The following is a 19,109-nucleotide window of genomic DNA, read 5'->3' as shown; positions in this document are numbered from 1 at the left end:
CATGGCACAGAGCACAGGATTACAATTCACCGTCAAGGTTGGCGTACTGGCTGACAACTCCTTTGTGGTCGCGAGCTTCAAACTCGATGAGGGCCTAAACAGCCCGTTTAGCCTCAAGCTGGAGGTTGCCAGCCATCAACCGGACATCGACTTCGGTGCAGTGCTGGACCAGCCCTGCGAGCTGCTGGTGTGGTACAACGGTGAGCTGCAACGCCGGGTATGCGGCGTAGTGAGCGAGTTTGCTCAAGGGGACAGTGGCTTTCGTCGTACCCGTTACAGCCTGGAGGTCAAACCGGCGCTGTGGCGATTGGGATTGCGCCAAAACTCCCGCATCTTTCAGGCACAGAAACCAGACGAAATCCTCTCCATCCTGCTGCAAGAGCATGGCATCACCGATTACGCCTTTGCGCTCAAAAATGAGCACGCCCAGCGAGAGTATTGTGTGCAGTACCGCGAGACCGACCTCGATTTCGTTAACCGCCTCGCAGCTGAAGAGGGGCTGTTCTACTTCCACGAATTCGAAGCAGGCAAGCATCGCATCGTCTTTGCTGACGATGCAGCAGCGTTAAGCGCAGGTCCAGAGCTGTTCTTCAACCTCGGCAATCGCTCGCTGGAACAAGGTGCTTATGTCCGTCAGTTCCACTACCGCGAATCGGTCCGTCCCGCAGAGGTCGAGCTCAAGGACTACAGCTTCAAGACCCCGGCTTACGGCCTCTCCCAGAAGAAAATGGGGACCGAGCTCGAGCATCAGCGCGATACCTACCAGCACTTCGACTATCCGGGCCGCTTCAAGCAGGACCCGAGCGGCAAGGCATTCACCCAACACCGCCTCGATGCCCTGCGCAATGACGCCATGATGAGCTCGGGACAATCCAATTGCGCGGCCCTGCTGCCCGGCCAAACCTTCACGCTCTCTGAGCACCGCAACGCCGCTCTCAACATCGCTTGGCAAATCGTCAGCATCACCCACACCGGCACCCAGCCGCAGGCACTGGAAGAGGAAGGGGGCGATGACCCCACCACCATCACCAATGCATTCTCGGTAGTGAAGGCCCAGCAGACCTGGCGCCCGGGGCTCGAGCGCAAACCCATGGTGGATGGCCCGCAAATCGCCAGCGTGGTGGGGCCGGAAGGCGAGGAGATTTACTGCGACGAACATGGCCGGGTCAAGCTGCAATTCCCGTGGGACCGCTATGGCTCGAGCAACGACCAGAGCTCCTGCTGGGTGCGGGTATCCCAGGGCTGGGCCGGCGGTCAATACGGCATGATGGCTATCCCTCGTATCGGGCACGAGGTCATTGTGAGTTTCCTGGAAGGAGACCCCGACCAGCCTATCGTCACTGGTCGTACCTTCCATGCCACTAACCGGCCACCTTACGAGCTACCCGCCAACAAGACCCGCACCGTTCTGCGGACCGAGACCCATCAGGGGGAAGGCTTCAACGAGCTGCGTTTCGAAGACCAAGCGGGCCAGGAAGAGATTTACATCCACGGTCAGAAAGACCTGAACGTGCTGATAGAGAACGATGCCGCCTGGCATATCAAACACGATGAGTATCGGGATATCGACAACGAGCGGATAACCCGCATCAAGGCCAACGACTACCTGACGGTAGAGGGGGAGAAGCGAGACCACATCAAGGCGGACTACTCCCTTACGGTCGATGCCTCGCTCCACCAGAAGCTGGCCCAGTCGCTGCTGGTTGAGGCTGGCCAAGAGGTCCACATCAAGGCGGGTAACAAGATTGTGCTGGAAGCAGGCTCCGAGCTGACGCTTAAGGTCGGCGGCAGCTTTGTGAAGGTAGACCCCAGCGGCGTCACCTTGGTCGGTCCCACCATCAAGATGAACTCAGGGGGTAGCCCTGGCTCAGGTTCTGGGTGGGCGGGGCAAATGCCCGGCTTGCCGGGGGCGGTCAAGGTGCCACCCGCACCACCAGCCACTATCCCGGCAAGCGCCATTCAAAAAAGCATGGAGTCCATGGCCCCGCTGGTGAAACCTTGCCCCTTTGCCCAGGGAGGTAAGGCATGACTTTTCAAGAGTGGCATAGCCAACACCCCGGCCAACTATTTGCTATCGTCGATGCCGCGCTCGATACCACCGCCGTGGCGAACTACTGCAACCAGGGCGGTGCCAATGCCATTCCCTTGTTTGCCGGTACGGCGTTTGCGGACCAAGCCGAACAAGGCCCCTGGCTGCTGCCCAACCCTACCCCCGAGTTTATCGCTGCTCACCCTCAATTGGGGGGCGTATATGTCACAAGCGATGCCTCTGTCGATGCAATCCACCAGCACTGGCAAAGCCTGATTGAGGTGGCCTTCGAAGGTGAAGTGATGTGGTTGCGCTATGCCGATAATCGGGTCTTTCCCAAGATGCTGGCCACCATGAGCCTGCAGGAGATTGATGATGTCCTAGGGCCCTGCTCAAGCCTGTGGGCCAACGACAGTGCATGGCAACGCACGCCTGATACCGAATTTACCCCTCGCCAAGCCCCCTGGTTTCGCATTCAGCCTCACCACCTGACACCGCTGTATGACGAAAGCCGTCACGCCTACATCCTTTCTCGCCACTTCTGGCAACGGATGGCGGATATGATGGCGCGTCATCCCAATCCGGAAGCCGTCATTACCACAGTCCTCAAGCAGGCCAATCAAGCAGGGCTGGCAGGCGACGTCCTTGATGGCGTTGTAGCTGGAGCTCTCACGCTACAGGCGAGCATGGCGCTGGATGCCATCAGAGCGCCATTGATGCTGACCGACGACGAAATGGCTCAGGTGAATAACTGGCTGGACAAACACCCTGATTTGATAGGAGCCGTGTAATGGCTATCAGTGCCCACTGCATCCCCTGTGAGAAGAACAACTGCTGGATTGAGATAGACGTCCGTGATGAACAGAACCGCTCGTTCAAGGGGCAAAAGGCCACCTTGACCGATGCCACGGGTACCAGCAAAACCGTGACACTGAAAGATGGTCCGACCCTGGTGCAAGGCTTTGCGGTGGGGCCGGTGACGGTCAAGCTGGAAACCCAGCCCTGGCTCAAAGCCGCCCAGTCCCGTGAAGCCCTCAAGAAGGGTGAGACCAGCCAGGTCCCCCCTTATACCGACAAGCTCTTCGGACACTGCGATGTGAAGCGCGAACACGTCAAGGTGACTTCCGGCGACCTTTGCCTCACTGACCCCGAACAGCCGCTACCGGAAGGACATAAAGCCGGGCAAGCCCAACCGCCGCGCTTTATCACTAAACACTCCTATGTGATTGAGGTGAAGGGCTATCAGCTGAATATCCTGCGTATCGGGGTGTTCTTTGACGGCACGGCCAACAACACCTTCAAACACCTGGATGGGCAGGAGATGATCGAGGCTTTTCTCAGTCAGTGCGATGACCCCGTTGAGCGAGAGAAGTTGCGCCAGCAGTGTCAGGCCGGGGCTCTGCCGCTGGACGACAACAGCGAGAAGAACGACGTCACCAATATTGGCAAGGGGTATGAACTATACGAGCACAAGAGTCGGGGTGGACTCATTGTTCCGGTTTATATCAGCGGCATCGGCACCGCAGCCGGTGAGGGGGATACCAGCCAAGGGCTGGGCTTCGATAATGGAGCAACCTCCAGCTTGGCAAAGGTGGAACTGGCTTGTCGCAGCAGCATAGTGCAAGAGATCAAAACGCAGTTGGGGGATGTATTGCCCGGTATCGGTTGCATTCACAAAATCGAATTCGATGTGTTTGGCTTTAGCCGGGGGGCGTCGGCGGCCCGCCAGTTTGTCAACCAGCTTGACCAACACGCCGACCACTTATTGGTCGAGGCAATAGCCAATGAACCCAGCATCACTCTCAAAGCGGGCTTTGATTGGGCTAGCCGCGACGATGTACGCATTCAATTTGTCGGTCTATTCGATACCGTCGTCACCTCGCAATTGGAAAAGCGCCAGGTGACGCTATCCCCCGACTGCGCAGAGCGGGTGGTGCACCTGATAGCCAATGATGAGTGGCGCGTGAACTTCGCCCTGACCCTCATCAGAGACGATGCAGCCAGCAACAAGATACCTCCACACTTTACTGAGCTAACCCTGCCGGGTGCCCACTCTGACATTGGTGGTGGTTACTATAGCCGCTGGAGCTTGCTCAACCCCAATAGCGATCCGGCGCTGACGGAGCAAAAGGTGATTAAGCTGTTTCAAAGTATGGAACCCGCAGGGACTCGCCCAGAGCAGAGCTCCGCTTATCAGCAAGCGATGGACTATGCCCAAGCCAAACTGAGCCAGGGCTGGGGAAATGGGGTGACTGTGTTACCTTCTCCAGCTAGCGACCCAATCAAAGGGAAACTCAATTTGCGAGTTCACACGTTAAACCGCCCCGAGTTTGGCCGGAAAAAACCGTTGGAAGTCAGTGTCACAGTGTTGCTCAACCGGGTGGTCGAGGGGGAGTATTCCCGCATTCCGCTGCACATTATGGTGGAAGCCGCCCGCGAGGCAGGAGTTCCCTTTAGAAAGTGGGTGGCTGATGACCCCTCCCTCATGCTGGAGAGCGCCGCCGTGCCGCACCCCAGGGTCGATTTAACCAAGCTGGACGCCCTGTGGCTGGCGGCGGGCAAACGCAAAGGGGTGGTCGAGGATCTGGCCCAGGCGCTGCCAACTGACATCTACCGTTATCTGCGTTTTGAGTACCTGCACCATAGCGCAGACAGCGGCTTGGTGAACTATCCAAACCAGATTGGAGGTCGAGAAGCTCGCCGTATAATCAACAACCTGGAGGGGGGGAAATAATGCGCTGGTTGATATTGCCGCTAGTGGCGCTGGGGCTGATTGCCTGCCAGGACAACGGCCCCACAAGCATGGATTGGCGCTACACTGTCGGCTCCAATGCTGACGAAATCTGGCACACCAAGGCCAATTTCTATCGCGAGGGCAAGCCGGTGCATGGCTCGGCCAGCGGCTCAGTGACCGCGCTCAGTGCTCAATCATTAAAAGAACAGGATTATCGTTGGGATGTTGGTAAAGGGCGCAGTGGCGTTGAGCAACCCGTGCCAGACAAGGTGGTGATCGAGTGGATTTCTTTCCATGACAAGAAACGCTATGGCATCACTCTGGACTTGCCCAAGGATATGGCTGCCCAGATGGCCCGCAGCTATCGAGTACAGGTCGGTGATAAATGGCGAGAAGAACAGCGCAACAACATAGCGCTGGGTCTGGCCAGCGGCGGCTATGTCGAGGTGTTTTTAAGAAACCCCAAGGTCAAACCGGACATCTTGCTGACCAGGGGATTGGCGCAAGAAGTTGAGACTCAATATGACAAAATGAAACCGGTCACTCAAGTCTACAAAGAGTGGTTTGATGATTTTGATAAGGCATATGGTGACGCATATCGCCAATACCCCACTCCCAGCGGCATGGCCTGGGCCCCGATCATGGACGCTTATCGCGCCGCACAGCCCAAGACGGATACCAATCCGGTCAATTGATTTGGATAGCGGTTTAAGGGGGATCAATGAAGCAGCACCAAAACTGGTTGGCCCAGTATCTGATTTGCCGTCGTGATAACGATCATGCCATGGCCGCAGAATTGGCACAGAGCATTTGTGTTTTCTGGCAGGCCAGAGGCGATCAGGCTGAGTATGCCAAGTGGCAGAAGGTCTATCAGGATCACCTGCAACAGGCCACCTGACAGGCAAGGCTAATGGCCAGGGAAGGCGCCGCATCAGCTTTGTGCCCATCAGGTGGCTGCGTAGCATAATGGATTAGCCAGCAAGACAGCAGTGCCTCTTCTGTAACTTTTTCACTTTAAGAAGAATTTTCTCCATGACACACCGAGCCTTATGGCTAGCACTGACAGCCAGCATGCTTGCCGCCTGTACTTCCACTACGTCACTCACTGACGCCGAGTTATCCCAAGCCGCAAAGCAGGGGGATGGACGAGCCCAGTACGAGCTGGCCAAACGTCTGGCTAGTCAGCCCGATTACCCCAACGCCATGCACTGGATGCAACAGGCTGCTGAGCAGTCAGGGCCCTTGGCCGCCGATCAGCAGATCCGTGCTTACGCTACGTGGCAAGTAGGAGACTGGTACCAGGCAGGGCTCGGTGAGCCCAAAAATCCGGCGCTGGCCACCCAGTGGTGGCAGCGTTCGGCACGCCTTGGCAATACCAATGCCAGCTATCGGCTGGGGCTGATGTGTCAGGAGCAGCATCGAGGCAAACTGGTCAGTGAATGCCTCGATTGGTTTGAGCTGGCGGCCAAACGGGATCATACCGAGGCGCAGTTGATCCTGGCCAAGTGGTACAGCCAACAACCGGGTGCAGATGCGGACACCATCAAGTGGTTCGAGAAGGCTGCGGAGCTTGGTAACCGTGATGCCCAGTTCTTGCTGGGTGAGCGATACGCGCAAGGTAAAGGGGTTGCTAAACGACCAGATCTCGCCCAACGCTGGAATGACAAGGCTGCCGTCCAGCAGCAACCGGACGCCTTGTTGCGGCAAGCCAAACAGTCGGCACCTGCCAACGCTTTCGCAGCTTATCAACGAGCAGCTAGTGCCGGTTCTGCTGAGGCTGAACTCTGGCTAGGTATGGCTTATCTGGCAGGGAAACAGGTTCCCACAGACCCAGCCTTGGGTCGCTATTGGCTAGAACTGGCAGCCGGACACGGTTCCCACGAAGCCGAGTACCAACTGAGCTTGCAGCAGGTTGACCGAGAGCAGCAGCTCCACTGGCTGACGCTGGCCTCTGACGGCGGCGTAACCCAAGCGTGGTTTGAGCTGGCGGAGCTACAGCATAAGCAAGGGGCTCTTGAGCAGGCCAGAGCCAGTTATGCCAGGGCAGCCCAACAAGGACACATTGCCGCGCAGTACACCTACGGTGAAATGCTGCGTCTGGGGCAAGGGGGTAAAGAGGATTACGCGCTAGCTCTTAAGCAATATCGCCTGGCGGCCCAACAAGGCGACCGCATGGCGCAATACCAGATGGGAACACTGCGAGAGGAAGGCTTGGGGGCTCCGCGCAACCGGGTACATGCCTATGCCTGGCTCTCACTGGCTGCGACAGAAGGGATGCCTGAAGCCGTGCAGGCTCGTGACGAGCTGGAAGTCGCGATGACCAAGCCGGAAGTCAAACAAGCGCAGAAACTGTCGGAGCACTGGTTTGGCAAGATGTCATCAACGGCGAGGAAAAGCTAAAAAAGAATATAGAAGGAAGCGGCCCGATGGCCGCTTCCTTCTTATTCACTTGGCAAATCACCAGACACAAACTGAGCCGGTGTAGTGGTCTAATCATCCCGGACACCATTTTAGGTGGTACAGTCGCCACCATGACCAGAGGTGTTCAATGACAAGATTACGTCGCTCATTCACTGCCGAGTTCAAGCTGGAAGCCGCATCCCTGGTGCTCGACCAAGGCTATTCCGTCCCCGAAGCCAGCCGTTCACTGGATGTCGGCGAAACCGTGCTTCGCCGATGGATTCAGCAACTTCAATCCGAACGAACTGGCACAACCCCTATCAGCAAGGCTCTGACCCCAGAGCAGCAGAAAATCCAGGAGCTGGAAGCCCGCATCAACCGGCTTGAACGTGAAAAGGCCATTTTAAAAAAGCTACGGCTCTCTTGATGGCGGACGAGCTCGAACGTACGCGCTGATAGACCGATTAAGGGAGCAAGCCCCCACCACGCTGGTCTGCTGCGCTTTCGATGTTCCAACATCCTGCTTTTACGACTATCTGGCTCGCAGGCGCACAATTGACCGTGAGCGGGTGCAACAAAGAAGTGAGTTGCGGCGCCTGTTCAACGAGAGCAGAGGCTCAGCTGGCAGCCGGGCCTTGATGTCGATGATGCGGGAGTTGGGGCATCAGATTGGCCGGTTCAAGGTGCGTCGTCTGATGAAGGAAGCTGGGCTGAACGACCGCACATCCCGAATTTGCTGGCGCGTGAATTTGCTGTCCCGCAGCCCAATCAGGTGTGGTGTGGCGATATCACTTACGTGTGGGCCGGCGGTCGCTGGCAATACTTGGCGGTGGTGCTCGACCTCCATACCCGGCGGGTCGTGGGCTGGTCAATGTCTGACAGACCTGATGCTGACTTGGCCGTGAAAGTGCTCGAGATGGCGTATCAGCAACGAGGTTGTCCGTCCGGTGTGCGGTTTCACTCCGACCAGGGGAGCCAATACGGCAGTCGGGTATTTCGGCAACGGCTGTGGCGCTATCGCATGACCCAGAGCATGAGTCGGCGTGGCAACTGCTGGGATAACGCGCCGATGGAGCGGCTGTTCAGGAGCCTTAAGACGGAATGGCTTCCGACCACGGGGTACATGAGCCTGCGGGAAGCGAAGCGGGATATCAGTTCCTACCTGATGGATTACTATAACTGGCGGCGTCCACATCAACACAATGATGGGATACCGCCAGCAGAGGCCGAGAATCGGCTTAACTGTGTGTCCGGATTTAGTTGACCACTACACGGTGCACCCATCATGGGTCAATTTTGAGCCAGTCAGTCCGGTGGTATGAAGCGCCCCTACTTTCCTAGACACCTCAAGTGTAGTGGTCTAATCATCCCAGCTACGTTGGCATTGCCTCTTCACTATTGGCTCAGTCATCGGTTGTGATAAAGCTGCGTAGAAAGAGCACTCCTTCAGGGGCTGGATACATGCGGGGCTTTATTGCTGGAGAGGGTCATGCCTCTTCAAACGGCGGCCAAACGGGTACTTATCTTGTGCAATCGAAATAAATCTTGGGTTTTGGTGACCTAGCTTCATAGAGCTATCGCCCTCTGAGGGGTAGAATGACGCTCCTTTGATAGCATGAACTGAGCGCCGTTAGGGTCAATAGAGCATTTATGAGTAGCGAAGAACACCTGGTTAAGCTGGGCTTTAAATTTGGTAAAAATGGGGCCCACTCGGCTAGAAGCTTGATGTATCACGAGCTAAAAACGCTGCTGGATGGTCGCCCTGAGCAGGCAACCCGGCATGACTATCAGCAAGATATCGAGCTTTACAATGTGCTGCATAAAAGCAGCGACAATGCCCGCAAGTTGACGTTCCGCCACCTGGTCGATCTTTATGGTATCTCTCCTGAAATCCCGTTGTTTCACGTGTTTCGTCAGCTATGGGGGCGAAGTGAAGAGGCTCAACCTCTGTTGACCCTGCAACTTGCGCTGGCCAGGGACCCGTTGTTAAGGCAGACCCAGGCGTTGATTAGTGCGACCCCGTTGGGAGACGTGCTGGAACGTGAACAGGTGGAACACGTTTTAGCCGCCCCGGATCCTAATCGTTTCAGCCCGGCCTCCTTACGCTCGTTTGCCCAGAATATCAACGGCAGTTGGACGCACGCCGGGTTCCTACAAGGCAAATACAAAAAGGTCAGAACCAGTCCGGTAGTGACCTATGTCAACGCGGCATTTGCACTCTTTCTCGGTCACTGCGAAGGACGTGCCGGGCAAGGGTTGTTTCAGACTCCCTGGTTTCAATTGCTAAGTCTGGGTCCGGCAGAGGGATATGAGTTGGCCTATATGGCATCGCTGCATGGCGTAATTAGCTACAAGCAGGCCAGTGGCATTGTCGAAATCCGCTTCCCCCTCTGGTCAATAGCGCCAGCATCTTGAGGAGAACGAGAGCATGGGTGATCGCCTCTCAAAACTGATTAAGCGTTTTACCACTTATATATCGGTGCCTTGGCGCTCGGTGCTATCTGCCGAAGAGCGGGCTGTCTTTGTGGTGTACCACAAAGAGGATGAGCTAAAGCTGCGGGCTCGGGTCACTGAATTTCAACTGGCCGTTGAGCAACATGGTCACCGCTGGCAGTTACTGGATATCACAGATGCATTCCCCAAGTGGATGGGGGAACACGACTATGCAGACGCCTATTTTGACGAGCCTGAGCTGCTAGTGGGCAGTTATGAATTTTTTGCCGAGGAGCTGGCCGAGCGCCTGAAAGAGGAAGTCGATAAAACCCTGGGAAGCAACGATGTAGTGGCCCTGCTGGGTACTGGCACGCTGTTTGGTTTTGCCTCTGTTTCTGGGTTGGTGAAGGCGCTCTCTCCAGCGGTAAAAGGTAAGCTGGTGGTCTTCTTCCCCGGCGAGTACCACGACAACAACTTCAGTCTGTTAGATGCCAAGGATGGGTGGGGATATCACGCCACCGCCATCTGTCACCATAACGAATAACAACAAGGAATTACGGGATGCTAAATAGAGAGATTTACAGTAACGATCCGCTGCAATCTGAGTTGGCCAACAACGGTGTGGCTGTGGTCAACGATGATCAGAGTGCCGAGTCCTTCGCAACCCTGCGTTATGAGCTTAAAACCTTTGTCTGTGATGGCGCCTATGAGGCGGGCATGCAGAAAATTCTGGCGGCCTATCTGAGCAAGCTAGACGCCAAGGTTGAGCAGTCAGGGGTCTGGATCAGCGGTTTCTACGGATCGGGTAAATCTCACTTGGCCAAGATGCTACGCACCTTCTGGACCAATCAACGCTTCTCTGATGGTGCCGACCCCTTGAGCCTGGCCGATCTGCCGGCAGGCATTCGCGAGCAGTTTGCCAAGCTTACTCAGTTTTCCCACCAGTATCAGGGCTTACATGCCGCTTCGGGTACCTTGGGCGCGGGCAAGCGTGGCAATGTGCGCCTGGCGTTTCTCTCTATCATCTTCAAGTCGGTAGGGTTGCCAGAGCAATACCACCTGGCCCGTTTTGTGATGTGGTTGAAATCTCAAGGGGTACTCGATGCTGTGCAACATTACGTCAGGCTGCATGGCAAAGCAGCAGCAGATCAAGACCCTTGGCAAAGAGAGCTGCGTAATCTCTACGTCTCTCCTGTGATGGCTCAGGCACTGTTGCCCCATTTCACTGATTTGGCCACCAACGCCCCAGACATGTCCAAGGTACTGCGTGCACAGTTCCCAGAGGTCAAAGACATCACCAATGACGAGATGGTCGATGCGGTCATAGATGCCCTGGAGCGCAATGGTCAGCTGCCGCTCACACTGATCGTGCTTGATGAGGTGCAGCAGTATGTGGGGGGAGATGAAGACCGCGCCTTTGATGTGCAAGAGGTGATTGAAACCTGCTGCAAGGCGAGCCGCTTTAAATCACGCCTGCTATTTGTCGCCACCGGGCAAAGTGCGCTAAGTGACACTCCCAACTTGCAACGCCTGATGGGCCGCTTCGTGGTCACAGTGCAATTGGCAGATACCGATGTGGATGCAGTGATCCGCAAAGTGATCCTGCAGAAAAAAGAGAGTGCCAAGGGGGCAGTCGAGGATCTGATCCAGAAAAACCTGGGCGAGATCAGCCGCCATCTGCGGGGCTCTAAGTTTGAACATCAACGGGATGACGAACAGTGGATGGTAGCCGACTATCCGTTGTTGCCGGTGCGTCGCCGTTTCTGGGAAAAGTTGCTGCCAGCGCTGGATAAAACCGGCACCGGCTCACAGCTGCGTAACCAACTGCGAATCACCCATGAGGCAACCCGTTATGGGGCAGAAAAGCCGCTTGGCTGTCTGATCCCGGCCGATTTTATTTACGACCAAATCGTCAACGATCTGGTCAATAGCGGGGTGGTGGGGCAAGAGATCTATGCCGAGATTGGCAAGCTCAAAGATGGCTCGCCCGAAGAGATCCTGCAGGGGCGGATCCTCTCCCTCATCTTGATGATCAGCAAATTGCCGAGCGAAATTGACTACGGCATTCACGCCAGTGCAGAAACCCTGGCTGACTTACTGATCGAAGATTTGGAGAACGAGAAACATGACCTGCGGCCACGGGTCAATGCGGCGCTGCAGGCGTTGGAAAAGGCTTCGCTGATCATGGCGGTGCAGTCTGCAAGTGGCGTTGAGTATCGCCTGCAAACGGCCGAGAGCCAGGCTTGGTATGACATGTATCGCCAGCAGCAAGCGGAGCTTCGTGCCGATCCAGCGCGACTCGATGGCCTGCGTAATCAACTGGTGCACACCATAGTGCGCAAGTTGGTAAGCCAAGTGCGCCTTACCCAAGGCCAAGTGGCAGAGGGGCGTACCCTGAATGTCGCGTTCGATGATGAGTTGCCTAAAGATGCACAAGAGAAGCTCTATGTCTGGGCACCGGCATTACCAGAGCGGCAGCTCCAAGAGCTGGCGCGTGCCGATAGCGCAGATAATGGCACCCTTTACCTTTACATCCCCTCTGATCGCAAGAGTGCCCTAAACGCTGCCATCGTTGATAAACAAGCGGCGACCATGACACTGGACGTCAAACAAAATGCGGTGATGACCGAAGCGGGCAAAGAGGCGCGTGCCGCCATGATGTCGAGTCAGCGTAATGCCGAAGCCGAGGTCAAACGCCTGACTGCTGAAATGGAGGGATTGATGTGGCTGCGCCTCTCCGGTGGCAGTGAAGTGGGGGGCGATACGTTGGTGGCGCAACTGCAAGCTGGGGCAGAAACGGCCTGCGTGCGCCTCTATCGCAACTTCGATATGGCCGATCACAAGGAGTGGGCCAAGGTCTACACCCGTGCCAGCCAGGGGGATGCCGATGCGCTAGAAGTGATTGGCCACCAGGGTGAGGCGCAAAACCACCCGGTTTGTCGTGAGATCAGAAAGTTTATCGGAGTGATGAAAACCGGCAGTGAAGTGCGCGAACACTTTGGTAAAGCCCCTTACGGCTGGTCCCGTGACGCCATTGATGGCGCACTCTTTGCCATGTTGGCAGCTGGCGTACTCAAAGCCAGCGATGCCAAACTCAATGCCACCGATGCGCGCAGCCTGGAGCGCGCCCAGGTCGGCCCGACCCAGTTTCGCCCCGAAACGGCCACCATCGGCAAGGTGCAACTGATCAAGGTGCGCAGTTTGATCAACAGCTTGGGGGTGAGTTGTAATGCCGGAGAGGAGAGCAGCAAGCTTGCCGATGCATTACAACAGGCCAAGGCGCTGGCTCGCCGTCTGGGGGGAGAGGCTCCCTTGCCACTACCCCCCTCAACCCAGCAACTCGATGAGCTATTGGTGCTCTCGGGCAATGATCAACTGCTCGCAGCTTTCGAAGGCAAAGAGGCACTGCAAGCCGAATTCGAGAGCTGGAAAGCGCAGCTTGAGCTGGTGGCCGAGCGCAAAGAGCAGTGGGACAACCTGCAAGGTCTGCTGCCCTACTGCCGTGAACTGGCGGTCTCTGGCGAGCTGAATCAAGAGTGTGAGGCGCTGCGTGCCGGTCGTACCCTGCTGCAAAGCCCCTCACCGGTGCAGCCGCTACTCAACAAAGCCATAGACGCGTTGCGTAATGCCATCATGGCGCACTGTGACCGCTATGAGCAGGAGTACCAGGCTTGCTACCGCGAACTCGACAGTGACCCCAGTTGGGCAAAGCTCACCAGCGATCAGCAGAGCCAACTACTCGCCAAGCACGGCATCGCCCAATTACCCAAGCTGAAACTGGGCAGCTTGCAAGAGGTGCAACAGAGCCTGGATAACTGCTCCTGGCAGAGTTGGAACGATCGCATTGCCGCCTTGCCCTCTTACTTTGCCAAAGTTCTCAATGATGCAGTCACCCTGCTCAAACCCAAGGTGCGTAATATCTCGCTGCCCAAGCCGCTGATTGAATCAGAACAAGATCTGAAAGCCTGGCTGGCCCAGGTGGAGGAGCAGGTGCGCAGCGAACTGGCCCAAGGTAACCCGGTGCGCGTCAGCTAGTGAGCAACGCAAACCCAAGATAACCAATATATAGAGCGCAGCGGCACGTTGGCCGCTGCGCTTTTTAACCGAATATCCGCATTCAATTTAAGGCCCATAGGGCTGCCGAGTCACCCTTATCGAGCCATACCGCGACAAAAGGTATAAGACAACACCATGAGACAAGCCCTGGATAAGCCCCTAAGAAGTCAGCTGGAAAGCACCGTCCTTGCTGCCCGTGAGGTAGTTGAAACCGCCTGCCGGGAAGAGATTGAGCGCTTGGGGGTGGGTGATGCCACTGTGCCCGCCTTTCTTAACGACGGGCAGCGCAAGCTGCGTAACCGCCTGCGGGCCCATGCCCGCCAGCTGGGCGACCCGCTTCACGATAATGGCAAGCAAGAGACCGCTCACCTGCTGGCCGAGATGGCCTACGAGCAGTTGCACCGCATGTTGTTTGCCCGTTTTCTCGAGCAAAACGACCTGTTGATGTATGACGCTTATACCCCGGTAACCCTGGATGAGTGCGCAGAGCTGTTAGAAGAAGAGACCGATTGCGCCAGCGCCTGGGAGCTGGCAGGGCGACTGGCAGCCAAAATGTTGCCCCAGGTGTTTAGGGTTGATTCCCCCGTGCTGGCGGTGCGCCTGCCCATCAACCATCAGCGCACCCTCGAAGGATTGATCATAGCCCTGTCACCGGCGGTGTTCGAGGCGCAAGACAGCCTGGGCTGGTGCTATCAGTTCTGGCAGAGCAAGCGTAAAGAGGAAGTCAACAAATCCGGCGCGCCCATCGGGGCCGATGAACTTAGCCCGGTTACCCAGCTCTTTACCGAGCCTTATATGGTCTCATTCCTCTTGGATAACGCCCTGGGGGCCTGGTGGGCCAAACGTCGTCTCACCGATGATCACCTGCGTCATGCCAGCGATGAGCAGGAGCTCCGCGAGCGCGCCGCGATCCCGGGCCTGCCCCTCTCTTACCTGCGCTTTGTTAAAGTGACGGATGCCCAAGGGGAGCGCTGGCAACCGGCCGGTGGTTGGTACGACACCTGGCCTCAAAATATCAGCGAACTAAAAACCCTCGACCCTTGCTGCGGCTCCGGCCACTTCCTGGTGGCGCTCTTTTTGATGCTGGTGCCGATGCGCATGCACCTGGAAGGGTGTGATGCCAATACCGCCATCGAGCGGGTGATCACGCAAAACCTGCATGGTCTCGAGCTGGATGGCCGCTGCATCGAGATTGCCGCCTTTGCCCTGGCGCTCGAAGCTTGGCGATTCCCCAATGCCGGTGGTTATCGGCCACTACCTGCCTTGCAGTTGGCTTGCTCCGGGCAAGATGTGCTGGCCGCCAGCAATGAGTGGCAACAGCTTGCCAAACAAAATCCAGAGCTCGAACCTGCCCTCGCTTGGCTAATGCGCCAGTTTAGCGATGCTCCTGTGCTGGGTAGCCTGATCGATATCAAGCGTGCCCACTATGAGGGTAAGGGTGAAGGTGCTCCGACCCCCTGGCAGCAACTGCTCGATGCCCAAGCCCAAAGTGATGATGAAAGTAAAGATGCCAGCGTCGCTGCCCAAGGCTTGGCCCTGGCAGCTAAGTTGCTGGCGGGGAGTTATCATCTAGTGGCCACCAACGTGCCCTACTTGGGGCGTGGTAAGCAGTGCGCCGTGCTGCAAGATTTTTGTGACGAGTACTACCCGGAAGCCAAAGCCGATCTGGCCACCGTATTTTTGGAGCGCTGTCTCGATTTTAATCCCCAGGGCGGCAGCTCAACTATCGTCTTGCCGCAAAACTGGTTATTTTTGACCAGCTATAAGAAATTCCGCGAGAAGTTATTGACCGAGCAGACCTGGAATCTGCTTGCCCGTCTTGGGCCAAGAGCTTTTGAAACTATTTCTGGTGAGGTGGTGCAAGCAATTTTACTTGTCATGTCAACCGCGCCGAATAAAAACAACCATTCAATGTTTGGTGTCGACATTTCTAATGAAAAACATGCAAGAAATAAGTCACGTGAGCTTATAGTGAAACGGCTAAGCGATGTCGTGCAATCATCTCAACTCAGCAACCCTGATTATCGAATAATGCTTAGCAATGAAATACATGCCAATTATCTAGAGGATGTTTCCGCTGGTGTGCATGGTCTTGGAACAAAAGATTCGTTGATGTTTATCAGGTTTTATTGGGAGCATCCATCAATTATTGGTGATTGGGAGTTCATGCAGTCTTCTAGTAAAAGTGATGCTTTTTGGGGGGGGATGGAAAGCGCAATTTGGTGGCAAAAAGGAATAGGCGAGTTACATAAAAGAGCAAAAGATGGGATGGCCATTTTGGCTGGAAATATGGCTCACGGCAAACCTGGCGTCCTTATTTCTCAAGTGCAAAATCTTCGCGCATGCTTGTATCATGGCTCTTTGTTTGAAAAAAATGCGGCTGTTGTTTCATTTGATGACCCGAACATTTTGCCAGATATTTGGTCGTATTGTGAAACAGCTGAGTATAGAAATGCAGTACGGGAGATAGATCAGAAGATTGCAGTTACCAATAAGACATTAGTGAAAGTTCCATTTGACCACTCATATTGGAAGGGCGTTGCGTCTTTCAAATATCCCAACGGCCTACCAAAACCCTACACAAATGACCCAACCCAATGGATCTTCCACGGTCACCCTTGTTCCTCCGTTATTTGGGACGAAGAGAGCAAATGGACCAAAGGGGGGGCTGTGCGCTTTGATGAGACTGTACTGCAAGTAGCGGTAGCGCGCCTGCTAGGTTATAAGTGGCCAGCCGAGCTGGATAAAGAGATGGAGCTGGCCGATGAGCAGCGCCAACTGGTCGATGAGGTTGCCAGGCTCAACATGTTTGCCGATGAAGATGGCATCGTCTGTTTGCCTGCTGTGCGCGGTGAAGCCCCAGCCCATACCCGGTTGGAAAAATTGCTGGTGGCGGCCTACGAGGATGACTGGAAAAGTGGTGCCCTGGATAAGTTGCTGGCCGCCGTGGGCAGCAAGAGCCTGGAGCTTTGGCTTCGCGACAAGTTCTTCGAGCAGCACTGCAAGCTGTTCCAACATAGACCCTTTATCTGGCATATCTGGGATGGCCTAAAAGGTGGCTTCTCCGCCCTGGTCAACTACCACAAGCTCGACCGCTCCGGCTTAGAGCGACTGATCTACACCTACCTGGGTGACTGGATCCGCATTCAGGAGCAGGGGGTAAAAGAAGCGCGCGATGGCGCCGAAGAGCGCCTCACCGCAGCCAAAAACCTGCAACAGCGCCTCGAGGCCATCTTGGCAGGTGAAAAGGGGCTCGATATCTTTGTGCGCTGGAAGCCCCTGGCCGAACAACCCATCGGTTGGGAGCCGGATCTCAATGATGGTGTGCGCCTGAATATCCGCCCCTTCCTCAAAGCGGCCGATGTCGGCAAAAAAGGCGCCGGGATCTTGCGCTTTAAGCCCAATATCAACTGGAACAAGGATCGCGGTAACGACGTCGCCTCCGCCCCTTGGTACACTCTGGGCTTGCAATACGGTGAAAAAGAGGGGGCGCGTATTAACGATCACCACTTGTCGCTAGCAGACAAACGCGCCACCAGAGCAAACCAACCGGAATGATGGAAGCCCTATGATCGATACGCTCAAGACGGTCAATGTTGGCCCTGCCCCTACCTTGTCGTTGGCCTTTGGCCAGCGGCTCAATCTGCTGACCGGCGATAATGGCTTGGGTAAGAGCTTCTTGCTGGATATCGCCTGGTGGGCATTAACTCGCCGCTGGCCAGCTGAGATCAACCCTAAGCTCACCACAGGGCGTAAAGCACAGCCTGGTGTGGAAGGGGAGGCGAGCATCAGCTTTTCATTTACTGCCAAGAGCAAGCGCGAAGAGTACCAGAGTACCTTTGCCCGCCGTGAACAGAGCTGGACCGGCCGCCCTGGGCGGCCTGCTAACCCTGGCCTGGTGCTCTATGCCATGGCTGACGGTAGTTTCGCGCTGTGGGATCCATACCGTAACTACTGGCGCACCCAGGGAGAGCTCGATATTCAAGAACGTCTGCCCGCTTATGTTCTTAGCCCTAGCGAGGTATGGGATGGCCTAGCCAGTAGCGATGGCAGTTGGCTGTGTAATGGCCTTATTCGCGATCTGGCCAGCTGGCAAAAAGAGAAAGGGGCGGCATTTAAGCACCTGAAAGCGGTACTTAAGGCGCTCTCCCCTTCTCCTGATGAGATCCTGACCCTGGGAGAGCTGACCCGGATCAGCCTGGATGATGCGCGGGATATCCCGACCATCCGCATGCCGTACCATAAAGATGTGCCTGTGGTGCACGCCTCATCAGGGATGCGGCGTATCTTAGCCCTGGCCTATCTGTTGGTGTGGGCCTGGCAAGAGCACCAGCAGGCGGCCAAGCAACTGGGTGAACCGGTGACACCCCAGATCACCTTCTTGATCGACGAGATTGAATCTCACCTGCATCCCAGTTGGCAGTGCAGTATAGTGCCCACCTTGCTCAGCGTCATGGGACTGCTTGATAAACAGGCCAAGGTGCAACTGATTACCGCGACCCATTCTCCCTTGGTAATGGCATCGGTTGAGCCGCTGTTTGATGCCAGCCAAGATGCCTGGTTTGATCTGGATCTGGCCCAAGGCGAGGTGAGGCTTACCCGGCGCGATTTTGAAAAGCAGGGGGATGTCACCAGTTGGTTAACTAGCGATGCCTTTGACCTACCCAGTGGGAGACCGAAAGAGTACGAACAGTTGATCAAGCAGGCTTCGACGCTCTTGGGGCAAGCGGCTCCGGATCCCCAGGCGCTCGCTGCCATGTATCAGAAATTGCTGCTCGCGTTAAAGCCGACCGATGAGTTTCTGTTTCGCTGGCGCGCCATCTGCGATAAGAAGGGTTGGCCGTTATGATCCCGGTGTCATTGCAACCTGAGCCTGCCGATTTTGATGCCAGAGTTCGCCAGCCGGGGCTCGATTGGTTAGCCACTCATGGCATAGCGCTCAATGCCCCACCGCCAGTGGTATCGGATTTGCCCAACTATTGGACACGCTCTAACAAGCAGTTGTGGGATACCTACAGCGGTGTTTGCGCCTATTTGGCGATCTATTTTGAGTGGGTTATTGGCGCGGCCTCGACCGACCACTTTGTGGCCAAATCACAGAATGCCGGGGATGCCTATGAGTGGGATAACTACCGTCTAAGCGCCCTTGGTCCGAACCGCAATAAGAATAAGTTTGATGATGTGCTAGACCCCATCGGTTTGGCCCCTGAGACCTTTATCATCAACTTTGCCAATGGCGAGATTGCGGTCAATCATGCGCGTTATCCTGCCGGAACACCGCATGCCGATGCCGCCGCCGAGACCATTACCCGTCTCAAGCTCGATAGCCCGGAGCATAATCAGATGCGCGCCCGGCATTATGACAACTACTTGAAAAATGACTGTTCGCTCGCTTTTTTACAACACCACTCTCCGTTTGTTCATGGCGAGCTGATCCGCCAGGGGTTGGCTTAAGCC

Annotated in this window: 12 protein-coding genes and 1 pseudogene; all 13 read left to right on the top strand. The window is 55.9% G+C overall.

Annotated features, from left to right (window positions below):
* The first annotated feature begins 1 nt into the window (after window position 1).
* The 13 genes and pseudogenes from AACW87_RS14980 to AACW87_RS14920 all read left to right on the top strand — a co-directional run bounded on the left by AACW87_RS14980 (window position 2) and on the right by AACW87_RS14920 (window position 19,106).
* Window positions 2-2,029 (top strand): type VI secretion system Vgr family protein, encoded by a 2,028-nt coding sequence (locus AACW87_RS14980; protein ID WP_241325399.1) that lies wholly within the window; start codon window positions 2-4, stop codon window positions 2,027-2,029.
* Window positions 2,026-2,820 carry a DUF4123 domain-containing protein gene (locus tag AACW87_RS14975; RefSeq protein WP_241325398.1) on the top strand — a complete coding sequence of 265 codons (795 nt, stop codon included), beginning with the start codon at window positions 2,026-2,028 and terminating at the stop codon, window positions 2,818-2,820. Before AACW87_RS14980 ends, AACW87_RS14975 begins: the two co-directional genes overlap by 4 nt.
* Window positions 2,820-4,763, top strand: coding sequence for a T6SS phospholipase effector Tle1-like catalytic domain-containing protein (locus AACW87_RS14970; RefSeq protein ID WP_241325397.1), 1,944 nt, complete (start codon window positions 2,820-2,822; stop codon window positions 4,761-4,763). Before AACW87_RS14975 ends, AACW87_RS14970 begins: the two co-directional genes overlap by 1 nt.
* Complete coding sequence (locus AACW87_RS14965) at window positions 4,763-5,458, top strand: DUF2931 family protein (RefSeq protein WP_241325395.1); 696 nt, start codon at window positions 4,763-4,765, stop codon at window positions 5,456-5,458. The genes AACW87_RS14970 and AACW87_RS14965 overlap by 1 nt, the downstream gene beginning before the upstream one ends.
* A gap of 26 nt (window positions 5,459-5,484) precedes the next feature.
* Window positions 5,485-5,661 (top strand): hypothetical protein, encoded by a 177-nt coding sequence (locus AACW87_RS14960; RefSeq protein ID WP_241325393.1) that lies wholly within the window; start codon window positions 5,485-5,487, stop codon window positions 5,659-5,661.
* A gap of 134 nt (window positions 5,662-5,795) precedes the next feature.
* Window positions 5,796-7,163 (top strand): tetratricopeptide repeat protein, encoded by a 1,368-nt coding sequence (locus tag AACW87_RS14955; RefSeq protein ID WP_241325392.1) that lies wholly within the window; start codon window positions 5,796-5,798, stop codon window positions 7,161-7,163.
* Between the two features lie 148 nt (window positions 7,164-7,311).
* Window positions 7,312-8,427: pseudogene (locus tag AACW87_RS14950) on the top strand (IS3 family transposase).
* Between the two features lie 386 nt (window positions 8,428-8,813).
* Window positions 8,814-9,578: a hypothetical protein gene (locus AACW87_RS14945; protein WP_241325390.1), complete on the top strand. Its 765-nt coding sequence runs from the start codon at window positions 8,814-8,816 to the stop codon at window positions 9,576-9,578.
* Window positions 9,579-9,591: 13 nt separating this feature from the next.
* Complete coding sequence (locus tag AACW87_RS14940; protein WP_241325389.1) at window positions 9,592-10,140, top strand: BREX protein BrxB domain-containing protein; 549 nt, start codon at window positions 9,592-9,594, stop codon at window positions 10,138-10,140.
* A gap of 17 nt (window positions 10,141-10,157) precedes the next feature.
* The gene (gene brxC / locus AACW87_RS14935; protein WP_241325388.1) at window positions 10,158-13,631 is read left to right on the top strand and encodes a BREX system P-loop protein BrxC; all 3,474 of its coding nucleotides are present in this window, start codon (window positions 10,158-10,160) and stop codon (window positions 13,629-13,631) included.
* Window positions 13,632-13,787: 156 nt separating this feature from the next.
* Complete coding sequence (locus AACW87_RS14930; protein WP_241325387.1) at window positions 13,788-17,210, top strand: Eco57I restriction-modification methylase domain-containing protein; 3,423 nt, start codon at window positions 13,788-13,790, stop codon at window positions 17,208-17,210.
* 10 nt (window positions 17,211-17,220) lie between these two features.
* A complete protein-coding gene (locus tag AACW87_RS14925) occupies window positions 17,221-18,501 on the top strand; it encodes an AAA family ATPase (RefSeq protein WP_241325386.1) in 1,281 nt (426 codons plus the stop codon).
* Window positions 18,498-19,106 (top strand): hypothetical protein, encoded by a 609-nt coding sequence (locus AACW87_RS14920; RefSeq protein WP_241325384.1) that lies wholly within the window; start codon window positions 18,498-18,500, stop codon window positions 19,104-19,106. Before AACW87_RS14925 ends, AACW87_RS14920 begins: the two co-directional genes overlap by 4 nt.
* Window positions 19,107-19,109 lie beyond the last annotated feature (3 nt).

The sequence above is a fragment of the Aeromonas sp. MR7 genome, from assembly GCF_963899385.1.
GTDB classification, from domain to species: Bacteria; Pseudomonadota; Gammaproteobacteria; order Enterobacterales; family Aeromonadaceae; genus Aeromonas; species Aeromonas bestiarum.
This window is presented reverse-complemented; position numbering and strand designations above follow the sequence as displayed.